Origin of the sequence: Hymenobacter siberiensis (genome assembly GCF_018967845.1) — a bacterium.
Lineage (GTDB): Bacteria > Bacteroidota > Bacteroidia > Cytophagales > Hymenobacteraceae > Hymenobacter > Hymenobacter siberiensis.
In genome coordinates this window covers 2,038,025-2,053,775 of sequence record NZ_JAHLZZ010000001.1, presented here as the reverse complement: position 1 = coordinate 2,053,775, position 15,751 = coordinate 2,038,025, and the positions used below count along the sequence as shown (strand labels likewise).

The following is a 15,751-nucleotide window of genomic DNA, read 5'->3' as shown; positions in this document are numbered from 1 at the left end:
CGCAGCAATTGGTAGAGCAGTCGGCGTGAGTCACAGACTCACCTTACCGTCGGCCAGCAGTTACGCGCTGCGCGCTAAACTGCGGCCAGCATGCCCCAGCATGCCCCAGCATGCCCGCCGGCAATTAGCCCGTGCGCCGGTCTTATCTTTACTATCCGCCCCTACGCTATACCTGTTTTGAGTCTTACGCTTGATTTTATTTCCCCGGCCGCCGCGCCCGCGCCCGACCGGGTGACGCTGTTTGCCGACGTTATTCTGCCGCTGCCCCTGCCCCGGCTCTACACCTACCGGGTGCCGTATGAGCTGAACGACAACGTGGTGATTGGTGGGCGCGTCATCGTGCAGTTTGGGGCTAAAAAGACGCTTAGCTGCATTGTGGCGGCTGTGCACGAAACCGCGCCCAAGGACTATCAGGCCAAGTACATTCTCGAATTTATTGATGATGCGCCGGTGGTCACGCAGGCACAGCTCAAGCTCTTTCGCTGGATGGCCGACTATTATATGTGCACCATCGGCGAGGTGATAAACGCCGCGTTGCCTTCGGCGCTCAAGCTCAGCTCGGAGTCGCGCATTCAGCTGCACCCCGGGTTTTCGCGGGAGGAAAACGAGTACCCGCTCTCCACGCAGGAGGAGCTGATTGTGGACGCGCTGGGCGCAGTGGAAGATGGCAAAGCCCTGACCTTTACCGAGGTTGGCGACTTGCTGGGTATCACGTCCTTCCACAAGGTCATCAAGTCCTTGATGCACAAGGACGTCATTTTCCTCTTCGAACACACGGCAGATAAGTACGCGCCTAAGGTGGTGAAAAAGGTGCGGCTGGCGCACCATTTCGTATCGGAGGCTTCGCTGGAGCAGCTATTTGAGCAGCTCACCAGCAAGCCTAAGCAGCTCGATGTGCTGATGAAGTACATGCAGCGCGTGCCCGTGTACCAGAACGAGCACGCCAACCAGAACGGCATTGAAAAGGCCTACCTGGCCAGCAACCCGCACCTTTCGGCCTCGGCGGTAAACACGCTCATCAAGAATGGCGTACTGGAGCAGTTTGATGTGATTGTAAGCCGCTTTCCGGTCGAAAACGAAGGCGCCATTCACCTGAATTTCGCTCTGACGGAGGCCCAGACCTCGGCGCGGGATGAGATTATGGCGCACTTCGGCGAGAAGGAAATTGTGCTGCTGCACGGCGTGACCGGCGCGGGCAAAACCGAGATTTACATCGACCTCATCCGCAAGGCCATGGAGGGCGGCGGGCAGGTGCTGTACCTGCTGCCCGAAATTGCCCTCACGGCCCAGATTGTGACCCGGCTTATTCGCGTGTTCGGCTCGCGGCTGGGCGTATATCATTCCAAATTCTCGGATAACGAGCGGGTGGAAGTATGGAATGGCGTGCTCTCGGGCCGCTTTCAGGTGGTAGTGGGGGTGCGCTCGGCAGTATTTTTACCATTTGATAATTTGTCGCTGCTAATTGTAGACGAGGAGCACGAGTCGAGCTACAAGCAGTACGACCCCGCCCCGCGCTACAACGCCCGCGAAGTAGCCCTGATGATGGCCAACTTTCAGGGGGCCAAAACCCTGCTGGGCTCGGCTACGCCGGCCGTGGAGACCTACTACCAGGCCAAGCAGGGCCGCTACGGGCTGGTCACGCTCAGCAAGCGCTTCGGCGAGGCGGGCATGCCGGAGGTGGTGCTGGTGGACACCCGCAAGGCCCGCGAGCAGAAAACCATGCACAACCACTTCACCGCCGACCTGCTGGGCGAAGTGGAGCGCACCCTGGGCCGCCAGGAACAGGTGATTCTGTTCCAGAACCGGCGCGGCTACGCGCCCGTGGTGGCCTGCCAGGACTGCGGCTGGATACCCAAATGCACCAACTGCGCCGTGAGCCTGAGCTACCACAAGCACAGCCACGAGCTGCGCTGCCACTACTGCGGCTACCACGACAGCATGGTAACCCAATGCCCTGCCTGCGGCTCGCGGGCCGTGAAAACCCAGGGTTTCGGCACCGAAAAGATTGAGGACGACCTCAAAATCATGCTCCCGCAGGCCAACATCCAACGGATGGACCTGGACACGACCCGCGCCAAAAACAGCTACCAGCAAATCATCGGTGACTTCGAGAAGCAGACCACCAACGTGCTGGTAGGCACCCAGATGGTAACCAAAGGCCTCGATTTCGCCAACGTGAGTCTCGTGGGCATCATCAACGCCGACAGCATCATTCATTACCCCGATTTCCGGGCGCACGAGCGGGCCTACCAGATGTTTGTGCAGGTGAGCGGCCGGGCCGGGCGCAAGGGCAAAAAGGGCAAGGTCATCATCCAGACCTCGGACCCCACGCAGGTAATTTTCGACAAGGTTATCCGCAACGACTACATCGAGTTCTACAACTACGAAATCGTGCAGCGGCACGAGCACGGCTATCCGCCCTTCATGCGCGTCATCAAGATGACGGTGAAGCACATCGACCAGGGCGTGGGCGAGGCAGCAGCTATTCTGCTAACCCAGGAGCTAGTGGACCGGCTGGGCCGCGCCGCTGTGCTGGGTCCGGAAGCGCCCTACATCTTCCGCATCCGTAATTTCTATCTACAGGAAATCACCATCAAGCTCGACCGGGCCCACACCGTGCTCAAGCAGGCTAAGCAGATGATTTGCGAAGCCATGGACGTGGTGAAAGACCAGAAGGAATTCCGCCAAGCCCGCCTCGTGGCCGATGTCGACCCGATGTGACCACGGATTTTACGGATTTGGTGGACGTGCGAGCATGTGCCGTCAAAAATTAAAAAGCCCCGATTGCACAATGCAATCGGGGCTTTTTGGCAATAAATCACTGGCTGGGATTACATCTGGTCGAGCAACCACAGGATGATGAAAATCAGGCCGATGATGGCGATGATGGTACCAATCAGGCCATTGAGCAGGCCCACCAGCAAGCCCACGAGCAGCAGGATAATGCCAATGCGCAGGTTACCGCTGATGGCCGCCGTGCTGGACGTCGAAGCCGTGTTATCGTGCTGGCGAACCGAGCCCGACTTCTGCATCAGCTTGTCCATTTTGCGGGTCACCTTGCTCAGGGCCATGCGCTGCACCAAGTTCAGCTTGGGAGCCGGAGCGGCCACAACCGCAGCGGGCACCTGAACGGCTGTGGCGGGCGTTGCAACGCGGGCCGTGGTTTTAGCTGCTGGCGCGGCAGCAACTGTAGCCAAAGCGGCGGGCTGCACCGTGGCTACTGCGGCCGGGGCGACAGTGGCAACGGACTCGGCAGCGGGCATAACGGCCGTTGCGGGCGTGGCGGCGGGCACGGGAGTGGCCACGCGCGTAACGCCGTGGTAAGAGCTGCCCTTGGGCAGCATTGCGTACTCGGAACGGCTGCAGCTACCCAGCGTGAGGGCACAAGCAGCCAGCGCAACGAGTTTGGCGAAGGGAGGAAAAAAATTCTTCATAAGGTTACGGAGTAAAAAAATTGAATGCCCATTCTACGACAAAAATTGTGAATAGGCGATTATTTGGAAATACTTTTTTGTCCCATCACTTTTTAAAATCGGTTTTCAGCACGGTTCATGCTACCCTTCAGCTTGTTTCCAGTAGCGGCCGGGCTGAACGCAGCCCAACAAATTGCTGTTGAATAGCCCAGATGTGCTTACTTGCAAACCGTATGAAATACTGTTTTTCTACCTGGCAACGGGCTTTGGGCGTAGTGGGAATAGGAACGGGAGCCGGAGTGCTGGTATTGAGCTGCACGCAGCTCCCGGCCGAAACCCGGCCGTCGATAGGGAATGAGCAGCGCTTGCAGGCCCTGCAGGTAGCCGATACCAGCGGCTACGAAACAGCCTCGCCCCGCGACCCCAACGGCATTGGCACCTATTACCTGGGCCGCCAGATTGCCCACGTAATGGGCCACGAAGGCGCGAGCTGGCTGGAACGCAACGGCCGCCGCCAGGAAGAAGGCACCGACCTGCTCCTGAAAGAGCTAAACCTGAAGCCCACCGATGTGGTGGCCGACATTGGGGCTGGCACGGGCTTTTTCTCGTTTCAATTAGCCAAAAGAGTCCCCAAAGGCGCAGTGTTGGCCGTTGATATTCAGCCCGAAATGATTGCGGCGCTGCAGGACAATAAGCGCCGCCTGAAGGCAACCAACGTGCGCTCCGTGCTGGGCACTACCACCAACCCCGGCCTGCCCGCCGATAGCGTGGACCTGGTACTCATCGTGGATGCGTACCACGAGTTCGACCATCCGCGTGAGATGGGCCAGGCCATTCGGCGGGCGCTGCGCCCCGGCACGGGCCGGCTGGCCCTGGTCGAGTACCGAGCCGAAGACCCCAGCGTGCCCATCAAGCGCATTCATAAAATGAGCATTGGGCAGGCCCGCAAGGAAATGGCCGCCGTGGGCATGGTTCTGGCCGATTCCATTGAAACGCTGCCGCAGCAGCACCTGCTGCTGTTCAGAAAGTAGCCTCCCTTGCACCGTAAGCTTCAGCTTGCAACAGGCGGCAGCGAGTTCAATCGTTGCGGGCGTTTCACTCGCTACGCTCGTCGCAAGCTAAAGCTTACGGTACAGTGCGACCTTTGCGGAATGAACCCCGACCCGCGCCTGCTTTCCATTCAGGATTTCACTTATCCGCTGCCCGCCGAGCGCATTGCGCCCGAGCCCCTCCCCGACCGCGCTGCCAGCAAGCTCCTCGTGAGCCGCCACGGCCAGCTTACCGATAAAAACTTCCGCGACCTGCCCGGTGAGCTGCCGGCCGGCGCGCTCCTCGTTTTCAACGACACCCGTGTAGTGCGGGCCCGGCTGTTGGCCCGGCGGCCCACTGGCGGGCAGGTCGAGCTGTTTTGCCTGGAGCCAGTGGCCCCGCATCGCAGCCTGGAGCTGGCCCTTCAGCAAACCGACCACTGTACGTGGCGCTGCCTGGTGGGCAATGGCCGCCGCTGGAAAGCAGGCCCCGTGATGCTGGACTTCACGGCCGCCGATGGCCAGCCCGCCACGCTGCATGCCGAGCGCCAGGCGCAGGAAGCCGGCACCGCCCTCATTAATTTTCGCTGGGAGCCGGCCGAGCTGCCTTTTGCCGAGGTGCTGCGTGCCGCCGGCCACCTGCCCCTGCCGCCTTACATCGACCGACCCGACACCGCTACCGATGCCGTGCGCTACCAGACCGTGTATGCCGCCACCGAAGGGGCCGTGGCCGCCCCCACCGCTGGCCTGCACTTCACCCCGGAAATTCTGGCTGAGCTACAGGAAAAAGGCTTTGCCACGGGGCACGTTACGCTGCACGTAGGGGCCGGCACGTTCCAGCCCGTGAAGGCCGACCACATGGCCGACCACCCCATGCACACCGAGCCCATTCTGGTCACGGCCGGACTGTTGCGCCAGCTGCTGGCCCATCGGCCCCGGCCGGTGATTGCCGTGGGCACCACCAGCCTGCGCACCCTGGAAACCCTGTATTGGCTGGGTGTGGGCCTGCTGCACGCCGCCGCCGATGCTACCGACCCAGCCCCAGCCCCCGCGACTGAGCTGCTGCTAACGCAGTGGCAACCCTACGAAATGGCCGGCGCAGCGGCCCGTATCAGCCCCGAAATGGCTCTTACGGCCCTACTCCAGCACCTCGAAGCCACGGGCACCGATACCCTGCAGGCCAGCACGCGGCTGCTAATTGCGCCCGGCTACCAGTTCCGGCTGGTCGATGGGCTTATCACCAATTTTCATCAGCCCGAAAGCACGTTGCTGCTGCTGGTGGCAGCACTGCTGGGCCCCGGCTGGCGCACAGTATATGAGCATGCTTTGAGCCACGGCTACCGGTTTCTGAGCTACGGCGACAGCTCGCTGCTGCTGCCGTGAGGCAAGCAAAAAACGGTTTTCAGGGACTGGCCCAACTGCGGCATACTCCTTGCACCAACCTTTGCCCGTAGGGAGCGTACAAACCCCTCACAACCCTTTTTCCTTCTCCTGACTCTGATGAAAAAAATAACCCTGTTGCTCGCATTTTCCGCTTTTGCTACTGCTGCTTTTGCGCAAACCACTCCTTCTACCGAAGTGAAAATGCGCGACAATGGCACCACCAAAGTGGTAACCAAAACCGGCAAAACCAACGTTGGCCAAGCCCTTGACAACACAAAAGATGCCGCCGGCAACGTGGCCCACAAAACGGGTAGCGCCATCAAGCGCGGCGCGCGCAAAACCGGCCGCGCTGTGAAACGCGGCACCCAAAAAGTAGGCAACAAAACGGTAGAAGCTACCCAAAAGGCAGAAGCCAAAACCGAATAGTCCTTTCCAAGAACTGTTCCTTTCCGCTTTCCAGCAAGAAGAACCCCGGCCAAGGCCGGGGTTTTTTCTTGCCCGCTTGCTAAGCGAAAGGGCTACTCCGCGCTGGGCTTTTCGCGCACTTCGTGCAGTACTTTTTCTACGATGCTGCGCCCAAACAGGCTGAGGCCCGAGTTGAGCACTACCAAGGCCGCCGTGCCGGCAGCCAGCCACTTTGAAGCGGGCTGGCGCTGGTCTTTCAGGCTGCCGGCCCAGTGCACCATGCTGGCGCCCGCGCCAATGGTAGCCAGCCCCAGCGGGGCAAAAATCAGCCATTTTGATTTATGCGTCATCGAATAAAAAAGGAATAAGGGTGTAATGATGAGCCACGCGCGGCGATTCAGCTTCTGGGCTGTTATCAGCACGTACCTTTCGGCTTTCTGCTTACGCACCGTACCGAGCCGTGTTTCGACTACGGATTCCGCCTTCGCTTTATGACGCCTTACGAACAACTGCTGCACCTCGCCTTCACCGCGCCCAACGACGTGAAGTATTATCTCACCCCCAATGCGTTGCAGGCCTACGACCTGATGCGTAAAGCCCCGCCCGCGCAGCTGCCCTTCCGCTTCGAGCAGGTGCGCCTGGGCCTGGCCCTGAGCCTGCTCAAACTAGTATCGGAGCTGGGCGACCACGACGAGAGCCGCCAGGTGCTTGATGTGCTGCACCGCGCCCTGAACGAGGCCCGCTCGCCCGAGGACATCGACCGCATTATCGGCCGCGAGGCGCGCTTGTTCGACCGCCTCTACGAAAACCTGTATGTGAACGAAGAAGGCGAAGAGCTGCTCAACCTCTTCGGCCGCACGCTGGATGCCGACGCACCCGAAGTGCTCGAAGCAGTGGCGCAGGAAGGCGTGGACCTGGCCCGCACCCTCGATTTAGACTCCGACGAGGACGAGTAAACCACATTTTTTATTCGGAGTATTCCCAATCCATCCCCATTTCTTAACCCCTGCCCATGGCACTTTCCATTCTTGGTTTTATTATTCTGGTACTGGGGCTGAATGCCAGCCGCTTCTCCGAGCGGCTGGAGCGCCTGCGCGGCGGCCTCATTTTCCTGGGCGGCGCGTTTCTGATTCTGGGGCTGGCCCTGAGCACCATCGTGCAGGTCGGAGTGGGCCAGGTGGGCGTGCAAACGCTGTTTGGGCAGGTGCAAAAGCGGGTGCTGCAACCCGGCCTGAGCACGGTGAACCCGCTGGTGGACGTGACCCGCTTCGACACCCGCACGCAGAACTACACCATGTCGGCGCAGCACGGCGAGGGCTCCCAGGCGGGCGACGACGCCATTCGCGTCCTCTCGGCCGACGGCCTGGAAGTGATTATCGACCTCACTGTGCTTTACCACGTACTGCCGGCTCAGGCCCCCAAAATCCTGGCCACCATCGGCGAGGACTACCAGGACAAGATTGTGCGGGCCATTTCGCGGACCCGCATCCGCGACAACGCAGTTTATTACGATGCCGTGGCGCTGTACTCCACGCGCCGCGAGGAGTTCCAGACGCGCATTCTGGCCGCCATCGAAAAGGATTTTCGCACCAACGGCCTGCAGCTCGACCAGCTGCTTATCCGCAACATTCAATTGCCCGAGTCGGTGAAACGCAGCATCGAAAGCAAGATTTCGGCCGAGCAGGATGCACAGAAAATGCAGTTTGTGCTGCAAAAGGAAAAGCAGGAAGCCGAGCGCAAGCGCGTGGAAGCCCAGGGCATTGCTGACTACCAGCGTATCGTGAACACCGAGCTGAGCGACAAGCTGCTGCAGTACGAAACCATCAAGGCCAACCAAGCTATTGCCACTTCGCCCAATGCCAAGGTTATCATCATGGGCGGCGGGCGTGGCGCTACGCCGCAGCTGCTGATTGGCGATAAGTAGCACCATATCTGCATCTACAAAAAAAGCCCTGGCAGTGTGCCAGGGCTTTTTTTGTAGATGAAAACGTGGGCAGTTTAGTAGCCGTCGTTCTGCTGCAGGTTGGCGTTCAGGTCGCGCTCGCGCTGGGGGATGGGGAAAATCAGCTTAGGCGAGCTGTAGGGCAGGCTGCCAACGGGCGCGGCGTTGCGCTTGAGGTCGTGCAGCAGGAAGCCTTCGAAAGCCAACTCCAGGTGCCGCTCTCTCAGGATAGCAGGCAGCGTGAGTGTAGTGAGGGCCGGCAGTTTTACGCGGGCCCGCACGCGGTTCACATCGGCCAGCGGAGTAGCACCCAGTGTGGTATTAGCACGGAAGTTGCCCTCGGCACGGGTGAGGTACATTTCGGCCAGACGAATGAGGTGAATGTTGCCGTGAATGTTGTCGAACTTCAGGGTAAGCGCCGCGTCGGGGCCGTTGCTGGTGTCGAACAGGTTCAGGCGGTCATCGGCCGCATTGTAGAGGCCCAGGTGCAAATCGAGCACGGCCACATCGCCCCGGCCGTTGCTGGAGTAGAACGTATTCAGGTCGTTGGTACCGCTTTGGGTGGTGAGCTGAACGTCGAATATGCTTTCGCTGGTGTTGGCTTTATTGGCAAACTCATCGGCGTAGCTGGGTACCAGCGAGTAGCTGCCGGTCTGAATTACCTTGTTGGCCTCGGCGGCGGCATCGGCGTAGCGGCCCTGCTGCAGGTACACCCGCGAGAGCATGGCCGAAGCGGCCGCGCTGGTAGCAAATACGCCGTTGGAGGCGGGTAGTTGACGCTCGGCATCCAGCAGGTCCTTGATAACCTGGGTGTAAATCTCGGCCACCGAGTTGCGCTTAGCCAAGCCCGTCACCGTGAGGGCATTGGCGGGGTTATTGGGGTCGGTGGGGGTAACTACCAGCACCACGCCGGGGTTGCTGGCCGGCGTGCCGTCGTTCCAGGCGCGGGCATAGAGGCGCACGAGGTCGAAATACAGCGAGCCGCGCAGAAACTTGGCACCACCGGCCACGGCATCGGCCTTCGTCGAGGTTACTTTGCCAAGGTTGGCCAGCACCGTGTTGGCCACGTTGATGGTGCGGTACGCATTAATCCAGGTGAAAGACACGAAGGAGTTATTCACCAGAATGCGCTTGTTGAAAATCTCCTTTGGCTGGCTGTAGGTGCCGCCAAACTGAATTTCGCCGTTGTCGCCCAGGAAATCGGAGTAGTACTGGAAGCCACCACCGTAGAGGTACTGGTCGCCGGCCAGCTCGTAGCCGCCTTTCAGCAGCGTTTCCACGTCGTTGGAGTTGTTGAGGGCCGTTTCGGCGGGCACCGAGTTCACGGGGGCCACGTCGAGGCGCTTGCCGCAGCCGCTCAGCATTGCCGCGCTGAGGCCGGCAGCCAGGGCCAGGGGATAAAATACCTTTTTCATATAGTTCGAACTGTCGGAAGTGAGGAAAAGAGCCCGGGCTTAGAAGCCCACATTGATGCCCACGGTGTAGGTGCGGGCTTGCGGGGCCGAGTAGAAGTCGTTGCCCTGGCCAATGTTACTAGCTTGGTAGTCGGCGTTCACTTCCGGGTCCCAGCCCTTGTAGGGCGTGAAGGTGAGCAGGTTGACACCAGTGAGGTAGATGCGCACGCGCTCAAGCATGGCCTTGCCCACAACGGCGGCGGGCAGGGTGTAGCTCAGCGTGGTCGTCTTCAGGCGCACGTAGTCGCCGTTGGAGAGGTAGCGAGTCGAGTTGGCGGTGCCGTTGCCCTCAAACAGACGGGCCTGGGGCACATTGGTGATGTCGCCGGGCTTCTGCCAGCGGTTCAGCTGGTCGGTGGTCTGGTTGTCGAAGCCGTTGCTGGCATTGGCGGCCTGGTACTGCCCGCCACCGTCAAAAATCTTGTTACCAAACACGCCCTGGAACGTGAAATTCAGCTCCACACCTTTGTAGCTCAGGGTATTGGTTACGCCGCCCACCCAGCGCGGGTTGGGGTTGCCTACTACCACGCGGTTGGCATCGTTGTAGTTGCTGGTCGTGCCAGCGCTGTGGTCAATGGTTGTGCTGCCGTCGTCGTTCGTCTTATTCTTCCAGTACAGGGCATCGCCGTTGGCGCGGTCTACCCCAGCGTATTCCACGGTGTAGAACACGCCGATGGGCTGGCCTTCCACGGCGCGGTTCACGTAGCCGCCGTTCAGGATTTGCTTGTCCAGGTTCGTGATTTTGTTCTGGTTGGTGGCCGCGTTGAAGGTGGTGGTCCAGGCGAAGGCACCCACCGCGTTGCGGGTGGTCAGCGAGAATTCCAGGCCCTTGTTTTCGAGGCTGCCCACGTTGCGGAACTGTCTGGTGTAGCCCGTGACGCTGGGGGTGTTCACCGCCAGCACCAGGCCGGTAGTCTTTTTCAGGTAGGCATCCACCTCACCGGTAATGCGGTTATCGAGGAAGCCGAATTCGAGGCCGGCGTCGGCCTGCGTGGTCGATTCCCACTTCAGGTCGGGGTTACCCAGCGTCTCGTCGGGCCGGATGGTGGGGCCGCCCGAGTAGGAGCCACCCGAGTACAGGGAACGAGATATGAAGTCGCCGAAGCCCTGGTTGCCGGTTTTGCCGAAGCTGACGCGCGGCTTGAGCAGGCTCAGCACTTTCTGGTCGTGCAGGAAGGCTTCATCGGTAACTACCCAGCCCAGCGAAGCAGCCGGGAAGAAACCATAGGGATTGTTTTTGCCGAAGCGCGACGAACCGTCAACGCGGCCGCTCAGGGTGAGCAGGTACTTGCTGGCAAAGGCGTAATTGACGCGGGCGAAGTATGAAACCAGCGTGCTGCCCGTACTGCGCGACGAACCGGCGTTAATCAAACCAGCGCTGGTGATGTACTTGAAGGCATCGCTCGGAAACTGCTGGCCCGACACGCTGTTGCTGTTGATGCGCCGCTCTTCGTACGACGTACCCACCACGGCCTCCACCGAGTGCAGCTCGGCAAAGCGCTTCTGGTAGGTCAGAAAGTTGTTGGTTGTGAAGCGGTTGTTCTGCACATAGGCGTTGTAGCCGTTGCCGTTGCTGGTGAAGTCGGTGTTGCGGGCCGTGAGGCGGCCCTGATAAGAAGTCTCGTTCTGGTTCAGCAGGTCCATGCCCAGCTCGCTGCGGAATGAGAGACCATCGACGATTTTAAACTGCCCGTACACGTTGCCCACCGTGCGGTATACCGTGGTCACAAACGAGGCGTTTTCCACGCTCAGCAGCGGGTTGTAGTACACCGGAAAGTTGGTGTTGGGCTGGCCGGTGGCCGGGTCCAGCGCCCCGCTCAGCAGCCCCGTGCGGGGGTCGATGAGGGGCGTGATGGGCGACAAGGCCACCAGCTGAAGCGGCGTGCCGAAGGAGTTGTCGTTGTCGAGGCGGTTGTTTTTGGTACGGGCCAGGTTAATGTTCACGCCCAGGGTCAGGCGCTTGCTGGCATTGTGGTCCACGTTGATGCGGGCGCTCATCTTCTCAAACTTGTTGTTGATGAGGATGCCCTTCTGGTTGGTATAGTTGCCGGCGATGTAAAAGCGGGTTTTCTCGTCGCCGCCGTTGGCACCCAGGTCATACTGGCTGAAGGGAGCCCGCTGAAAGGCTTCGTTCTGCCAGTTGGTGTTCACGGCCGCCGTCTTGTAGTCATCGTTGCCGGCCGAAAAGCGGCGCAGGCGGGCCTCGGTGTAGGCCACGTAATCGAACGAAGGGTCGCGCACGTTTTCGTTCGCGGCAGCTTCGCGTTCCAGCATCACGTAGTCGGCCGAGTTCAGATACGACTTTTTGCGGGTGGGCTCGCTCACGCCAGTCTGGTAGCCCAGGTTGAACTTGGTGGGGCCGCTCTTGCCGTGCTTGGTGGTGATAAGGATAACACCGTTGGACCCGCGCGAACCGTAAATGGCCGACGACGAGGCATCCTTCAGAATGCTGATGGACTCGATGTCGTTGGGGTTGAGGTCGGCAATCGGGTTAGTAGGGGCCGAGGTGCCCGACTGGTCTTCCGAGGTAATGGGGATGCCATCAATCACGTACAGCGGCTGCGTATCACCGCTCACCGATGTAGTGCCGCGCACGCGCACCTTCACGGCCTGGCCCAGCTTGCCGCTGCCGTTCTCAATAAATACGCCGGCCGCCTTGCCCTGAATGGCTTGTTCGAACGACGTAACCGGCGTGTTGGCAATTTCCTTGGACGAAACCGTAGCCACGGAACCTGTGAGGTCGGTTTTGGACTGGGTGCCGTAGCCTACTACTACCGCTTCGCTCAGCTGTGTGGCCGACACGGCCAGCGTCACGTTGATAGCCGTTTGGCTGCCCACCGCAATGGTCTGCGCCGTGTAGCCCACCGAGCTGATAACCAGCGTAGCCCCTGGCTTCACGCTCAGGCTGAAAGCACCGTTGGCCCCGGTGCTCACGCCGTTGGTAGTACCACGCTCCAGAATGGTAGCACCAGGCAGGTCACCACCATCTGAGCCGGTAACGTGGCCACTAATGGCCACCGACTGTGCCCAGGCCGGAGCCGATAGCAGACAAGCCGCCGCTATCATGGCTGGTCTTATGGGGACGAATAAACTTTGTTTCATGTCCGTGTTGAATGGTGATTAATGAATCCGAAAAAAATGACAAAACCGTGCTTCAAACGTTTTGTTAAAAAAAACGCAATAGTTGACCCGGAGTGATGAATTGAGTTTAACTCCAACTACACGATGTTGAAACAAATATAATTACACACCTTTCTCCTCCAATAGTTTTTTATTGGGACAGCCCCTACTCCGTTGGGCACTGCCATACCTGCTACCTTTGCTGCCTCAACCTTGTGCTGTCCTCAGTGCCAGCCTCGCTGACTCCCTTTTTGCCTCAATGCCAACCATTCATTACCTCACCACGGCCGACGCTATTGCTACCGCCGCCGCACATTTCGCCACCTTGCCGCGCATCGGCATCGACCTGGAATTTGACGACATGCGCCACCGTTACGGGCGCCATCTAGCACTTATTCAGGTATTTGACGGCACTGAGGCGTATCTGATTGACCCTTTGCCCCTGCCTGACATGGCAGCCGACCTGGAACCACTATTTGCGGTGCTCCGCGACCCGGCCGTGGCCAAAGTGTTCCACTCCTGCAAGTCAGATATTCTGCTGCTTGACGAGGTATTCAGCGTTAATTGCCGCACCATTGTGGACACCAGCGTTCAGTTTACTTTGCTGGCTGCTGAGGATAATAATATTTCGCTGGGCCGCCTTATTCAGGCCGAACTAGGCTTCGAAGTCGACAAAGGCGAGCAGAAGTCGAACTGGCTGAAGCGCCCGCTCACCGAAGCCCAAAAGGAATACGCCGCCAACGACGTACTCTATCTCTTCGAGCTCACCGACCGCCTCAGTGCCCGCCTCACCGAGCTGGACCGTGCCGACTGGGCCGCCCAGGAAAACCTGGCCCTCGAAGCCGTGCGTTACGGCCGCGACGACCCGCGCCCGTGGTCGCGCAACGCCGCTAAGTATAAGATTTCGGCCCAGGAAATGCCCATGTTCCGGGAGCTGTTTATGCTGCGCGATACCGTGGCCCGGCAGCTCGACCGCCCGCCCTACCACGTTCTCAGCAACGACCGGTTGGCCGAGCTGGCCCGCAATCCGCTCGAAACCGCGCTCCAGCTGCGCACCGCCAACGGCCTGCACCCCGAGCTGAAACGCTCGCCCTACGCCGAACAGCTCCTCGCCATCGGCACCACCGACTTGGAGCCCGATGCGCCGCTGCCGCTCGAGCAGCGTAAGTTTCCGTTCCGCCGCCGCCTCAACGGCCCCGCCGCCGCCCGTGCCGATGCCCGCGAAGCCCTGCTTATGGCCCTAAAAGGCCACCTTACCACCGACCACGGCAGCACCATGGCCAACATGGTCCTCAGCAACCGCCTCATCACCGACATCATCGAGCTGGGCACCGAAGCCGCCCTGCGCCCCTGGCAGCAGCAGCTGCTGAAGGGTTCGGCCGAGAAGCACGGCGAGGATTACGCGTCGATTGAGCAGCTATTCTAGACCACGGATTAGCGCGGATTTTAGCGGATTTCACGGATTTTGTAGTCGTCTTTTCGCGCCAGTTTTAAATCAGGTTTTCATAAAAAAGGCTTGCCTGACGGCAAGCCTTTTTTATGAAGCGTATTCTCCAGTCCGACCGTCCTAGGCGGTCGGACCGGCGGTCGTTAAACCGAAATCGCTGGTGCTCCAACCGGTCCGACTCGAATACGGTTACTTCTGCGCCAGTACTTAGAATTGCGCCTCCTCGGTGCTGCCCACCAAGGCGGCGGTGCTGGTCTGGTTGCTGGTCACCACGTTCTGCACGGCATCGAAATAGCCGGTGCCTACGAATGACTGGTGCTTGACAGCCTGGTAGCCGTCTTTGGCCAGGGCGAATTCGCGCTCCTGCAGCTCCGAATAGCCGGCCATACCGCGCTGGCGGTAGGCCTGGGCCAGCTCGAACATGCTGGTATTGAGGGCGTGGAAACCAGCCAGCGTGATGAACTGGAACTTGTAGCCCATAGCGGCCAACTCCTCCCGGAAGGTTTCCATCTGCTCCACGCTCAGCTTCGAAGCCCAGTTGAACGACGGCGAGCAGTTGTACGCCAGCAGCTTGCCGGGGAACTGGGCATGAATGGCTTCGGCAAACTTGCGGGCATCGTCCAGGTCGGGGTGCGAGGTTTCCATCCAGATGAGGTCGGCGTAGGGCGCATAGGCCAGGCCACGGGCAATACCGGCCTCAATACCGCAGCGAACGCGGTAGAAGCCTTCGTTGGTGCGCTCGGCTTCCTGCAGGATGAAGGGTTGGTCGCGGGGGTCCACATCGGCGGTGAGCAGGTCGGCGGCGTCGGCATCGGTGCGGGCCACGATGAGCGTGGGCACGCCCATCACATCGGCGGCCAGGCGGGCGGCCACCAGCTTGTTGATGGCTTCCTGAGTGGGCACCAGTACTTTACCGCCCAAATGCCCGCACTTCTTGGCCGATGAGAGTTGGTCTTCGAAATGCACGCCAGCAGCCCCGGCCTCAATCATCATCTTCATCAGTTCGAAAGCATTCAGATTACCCCCGAAACCCGCCTCGGCATCAGCCACGATGGGCGCGAGGTAGTGAATGTCGCTCCGCCCGTCGAGGTGCTGAATCTGGTCAGCGCGCAGCAGGGCGTTGTTGATGCGGCGCACCACGGCCGGCACGCTGTCCACGGGGTACAGGCTCTGGTCGGGGTACATGTGGCCGGCACCGTTGGCATCGGCCGCCACCTGCCAGCCGCTGAGGTAGATGGCCAGCAAGCCCGCCTGCACTTCCTGCACGGCTTGGTTGCCGGTGAGCGCGCCCAGCCCGGCCACGTACTCGCGGGTGTGCAGCAGGTCCCAGAGCCGCTCGGCGCCCTGGCGGGCCAGCGAGTATTCGATGTGCACGGAGCCCTGCAGCTTCACCACATCCTCGGGCGAATAAGGGCGTTGAATGCCAATCCAGCGGGGATTGTGGGCCCAGTCGAGGGCGATTTCGGCGGCGCGTTGGGGTTTGGTCTTCATGGGGCTTGGGATTAGGTTGGTGGTGGGTTGGGTTTGGGCAAAGAGGTACTGGGCTGCCCATCGGGCGG

The 15,751-nt window shown here is 60.3% G+C and carries 12 protein-coding genes; 7 read left to right on the top strand and 5 right to left on the bottom strand.

Going from position 1 to position 15,751, the window contains the following annotated elements:
- Positions 1–177: 177 nt before the first annotated feature.
- Positions 178–2,721, top strand: a complete 2,544-nt coding sequence (gene priA / locus KQ661_RS08865; RefSeq protein ID WP_226915773.1) for a replication restart helicase PriA — start codon at positions 178–180, stop codon at positions 2,719–2,721.
- A gap of 110 nt (positions 2,722–2,831) precedes the next feature.
- Here the strand turns inward: priA and KQ661_RS08860 are convergent, their stop codons facing one another.
- Complete coding sequence (locus tag KQ661_RS08860; RefSeq protein WP_216686202.1) at positions 2,832–3,434, bottom strand: hypothetical protein; 603 nt, start codon at positions 3,432–3,434, stop codon at positions 2,832–2,834.
- Positions 3,435–3,646: 212 nt separating this feature from the next.
- Here KQ661_RS08860 and KQ661_RS08855 point away from each other — a divergent pair, with 212 nt between their 5' ends.
- The 3 genes from KQ661_RS08855 to KQ661_RS08845 all read left to right on the top strand — a co-directional run bounded on the left by KQ661_RS08855 (position 3,647) and on the right by KQ661_RS08845 (position 6,250).
- The gene (locus KQ661_RS08855; protein ID WP_216686201.1) at positions 3,647–4,444 is read left to right on the top strand and encodes a class I SAM-dependent methyltransferase; all 798 of its coding nucleotides are present in this window, start codon (positions 3,647–3,649) and stop codon (positions 4,442–4,444) included.
- Between the two features lie 120 nt (positions 4,445–4,564).
- A complete protein-coding gene (locus KQ661_RS08850; protein WP_216686200.1) occupies positions 4,565–5,824 on the top strand; it encodes an S-adenosylmethionine:tRNA ribosyltransferase-isomerase in 1,260 nt (419 codons plus the stop codon).
- 117 nt (positions 5,825–5,941) lie between these two features.
- Positions 5,942–6,250, top strand: coding sequence for a hypothetical protein (locus KQ661_RS08845; protein ID WP_216686199.1), 309 nt, complete (start codon positions 5,942–5,944; stop codon positions 6,248–6,250).
- Positions 6,251–6,342: 92 nt separating this feature from the next.
- On the opposite strand, the gene KQ661_RS08840 is transcribed toward KQ661_RS08845, so the two are convergent.
- Positions 6,343–6,579, bottom strand: a complete 237-nt coding sequence (locus KQ661_RS08840; RefSeq protein WP_216680287.1) for a hypothetical protein — start codon at positions 6,577–6,579, stop codon at positions 6,343–6,345.
- Between the two features lie 141 nt (positions 6,580–6,720).
- Between KQ661_RS08840 and KQ661_RS08835 the strand changes: the two genes are divergently transcribed.
- On the top strand, positions 6,721–7,185 hold the full coding sequence (locus KQ661_RS08835; protein WP_168675116.1) for a hypothetical protein: 465 nt from the start codon (positions 6,721–6,723) through the stop codon (positions 7,183–7,185).
- 56 nt (positions 7,186–7,241) lie between these two features.
- Positions 7,242–8,153, top strand: a complete 912-nt coding sequence (locus KQ661_RS08830) for a prohibitin family protein (RefSeq protein ID WP_216686198.1) — start codon at positions 7,242–7,244, stop codon at positions 8,151–8,153.
- A gap of 74 nt (positions 8,154–8,227) precedes the next feature.
- Here KQ661_RS08830 and KQ661_RS08825 read toward each other — a convergent pair whose 3' ends face one another.
- Positions 8,228–9,586, bottom strand: coding sequence for a RagB/SusD family nutrient uptake outer membrane protein (locus KQ661_RS08825; protein WP_216686197.1), 1,359 nt, complete (start codon positions 9,584–9,586; stop codon positions 8,228–8,230).
- A gap of 39 nt (positions 9,587–9,625) precedes the next feature.
- On the bottom strand, positions 9,626–12,727 hold the full coding sequence (locus KQ661_RS08820; protein ID WP_235726948.1) for a SusC/RagA family TonB-linked outer membrane protein: 3,102 nt from the start codon (positions 12,725–12,727) through the stop codon (positions 9,626–9,628).
- 277 nt (positions 12,728–13,004) lie between these two features.
- On the opposite strand from KQ661_RS08820, the gene KQ661_RS08815 reads away from it, so the two are divergent.
- Positions 13,005–14,171, top strand: a complete 1,167-nt coding sequence (locus KQ661_RS08815; RefSeq protein WP_216686196.1) for a ribonuclease D — start codon at positions 13,005–13,007, stop codon at positions 14,169–14,171.
- A 228-nt stretch (positions 14,172–14,399) separates the two neighbouring features.
- Here the strand turns inward: KQ661_RS08815 and aceA are convergent, their stop codons facing one another.
- Positions 14,400–15,683 (bottom strand): isocitrate lyase, encoded by a 1,284-nt coding sequence (aceA, locus tag KQ661_RS08810; RefSeq protein ID WP_216680281.1) that lies wholly within the window; start codon positions 15,681–15,683, stop codon positions 14,400–14,402.
- Positions 15,684–15,751: the final 68 nt, after the last annotated feature.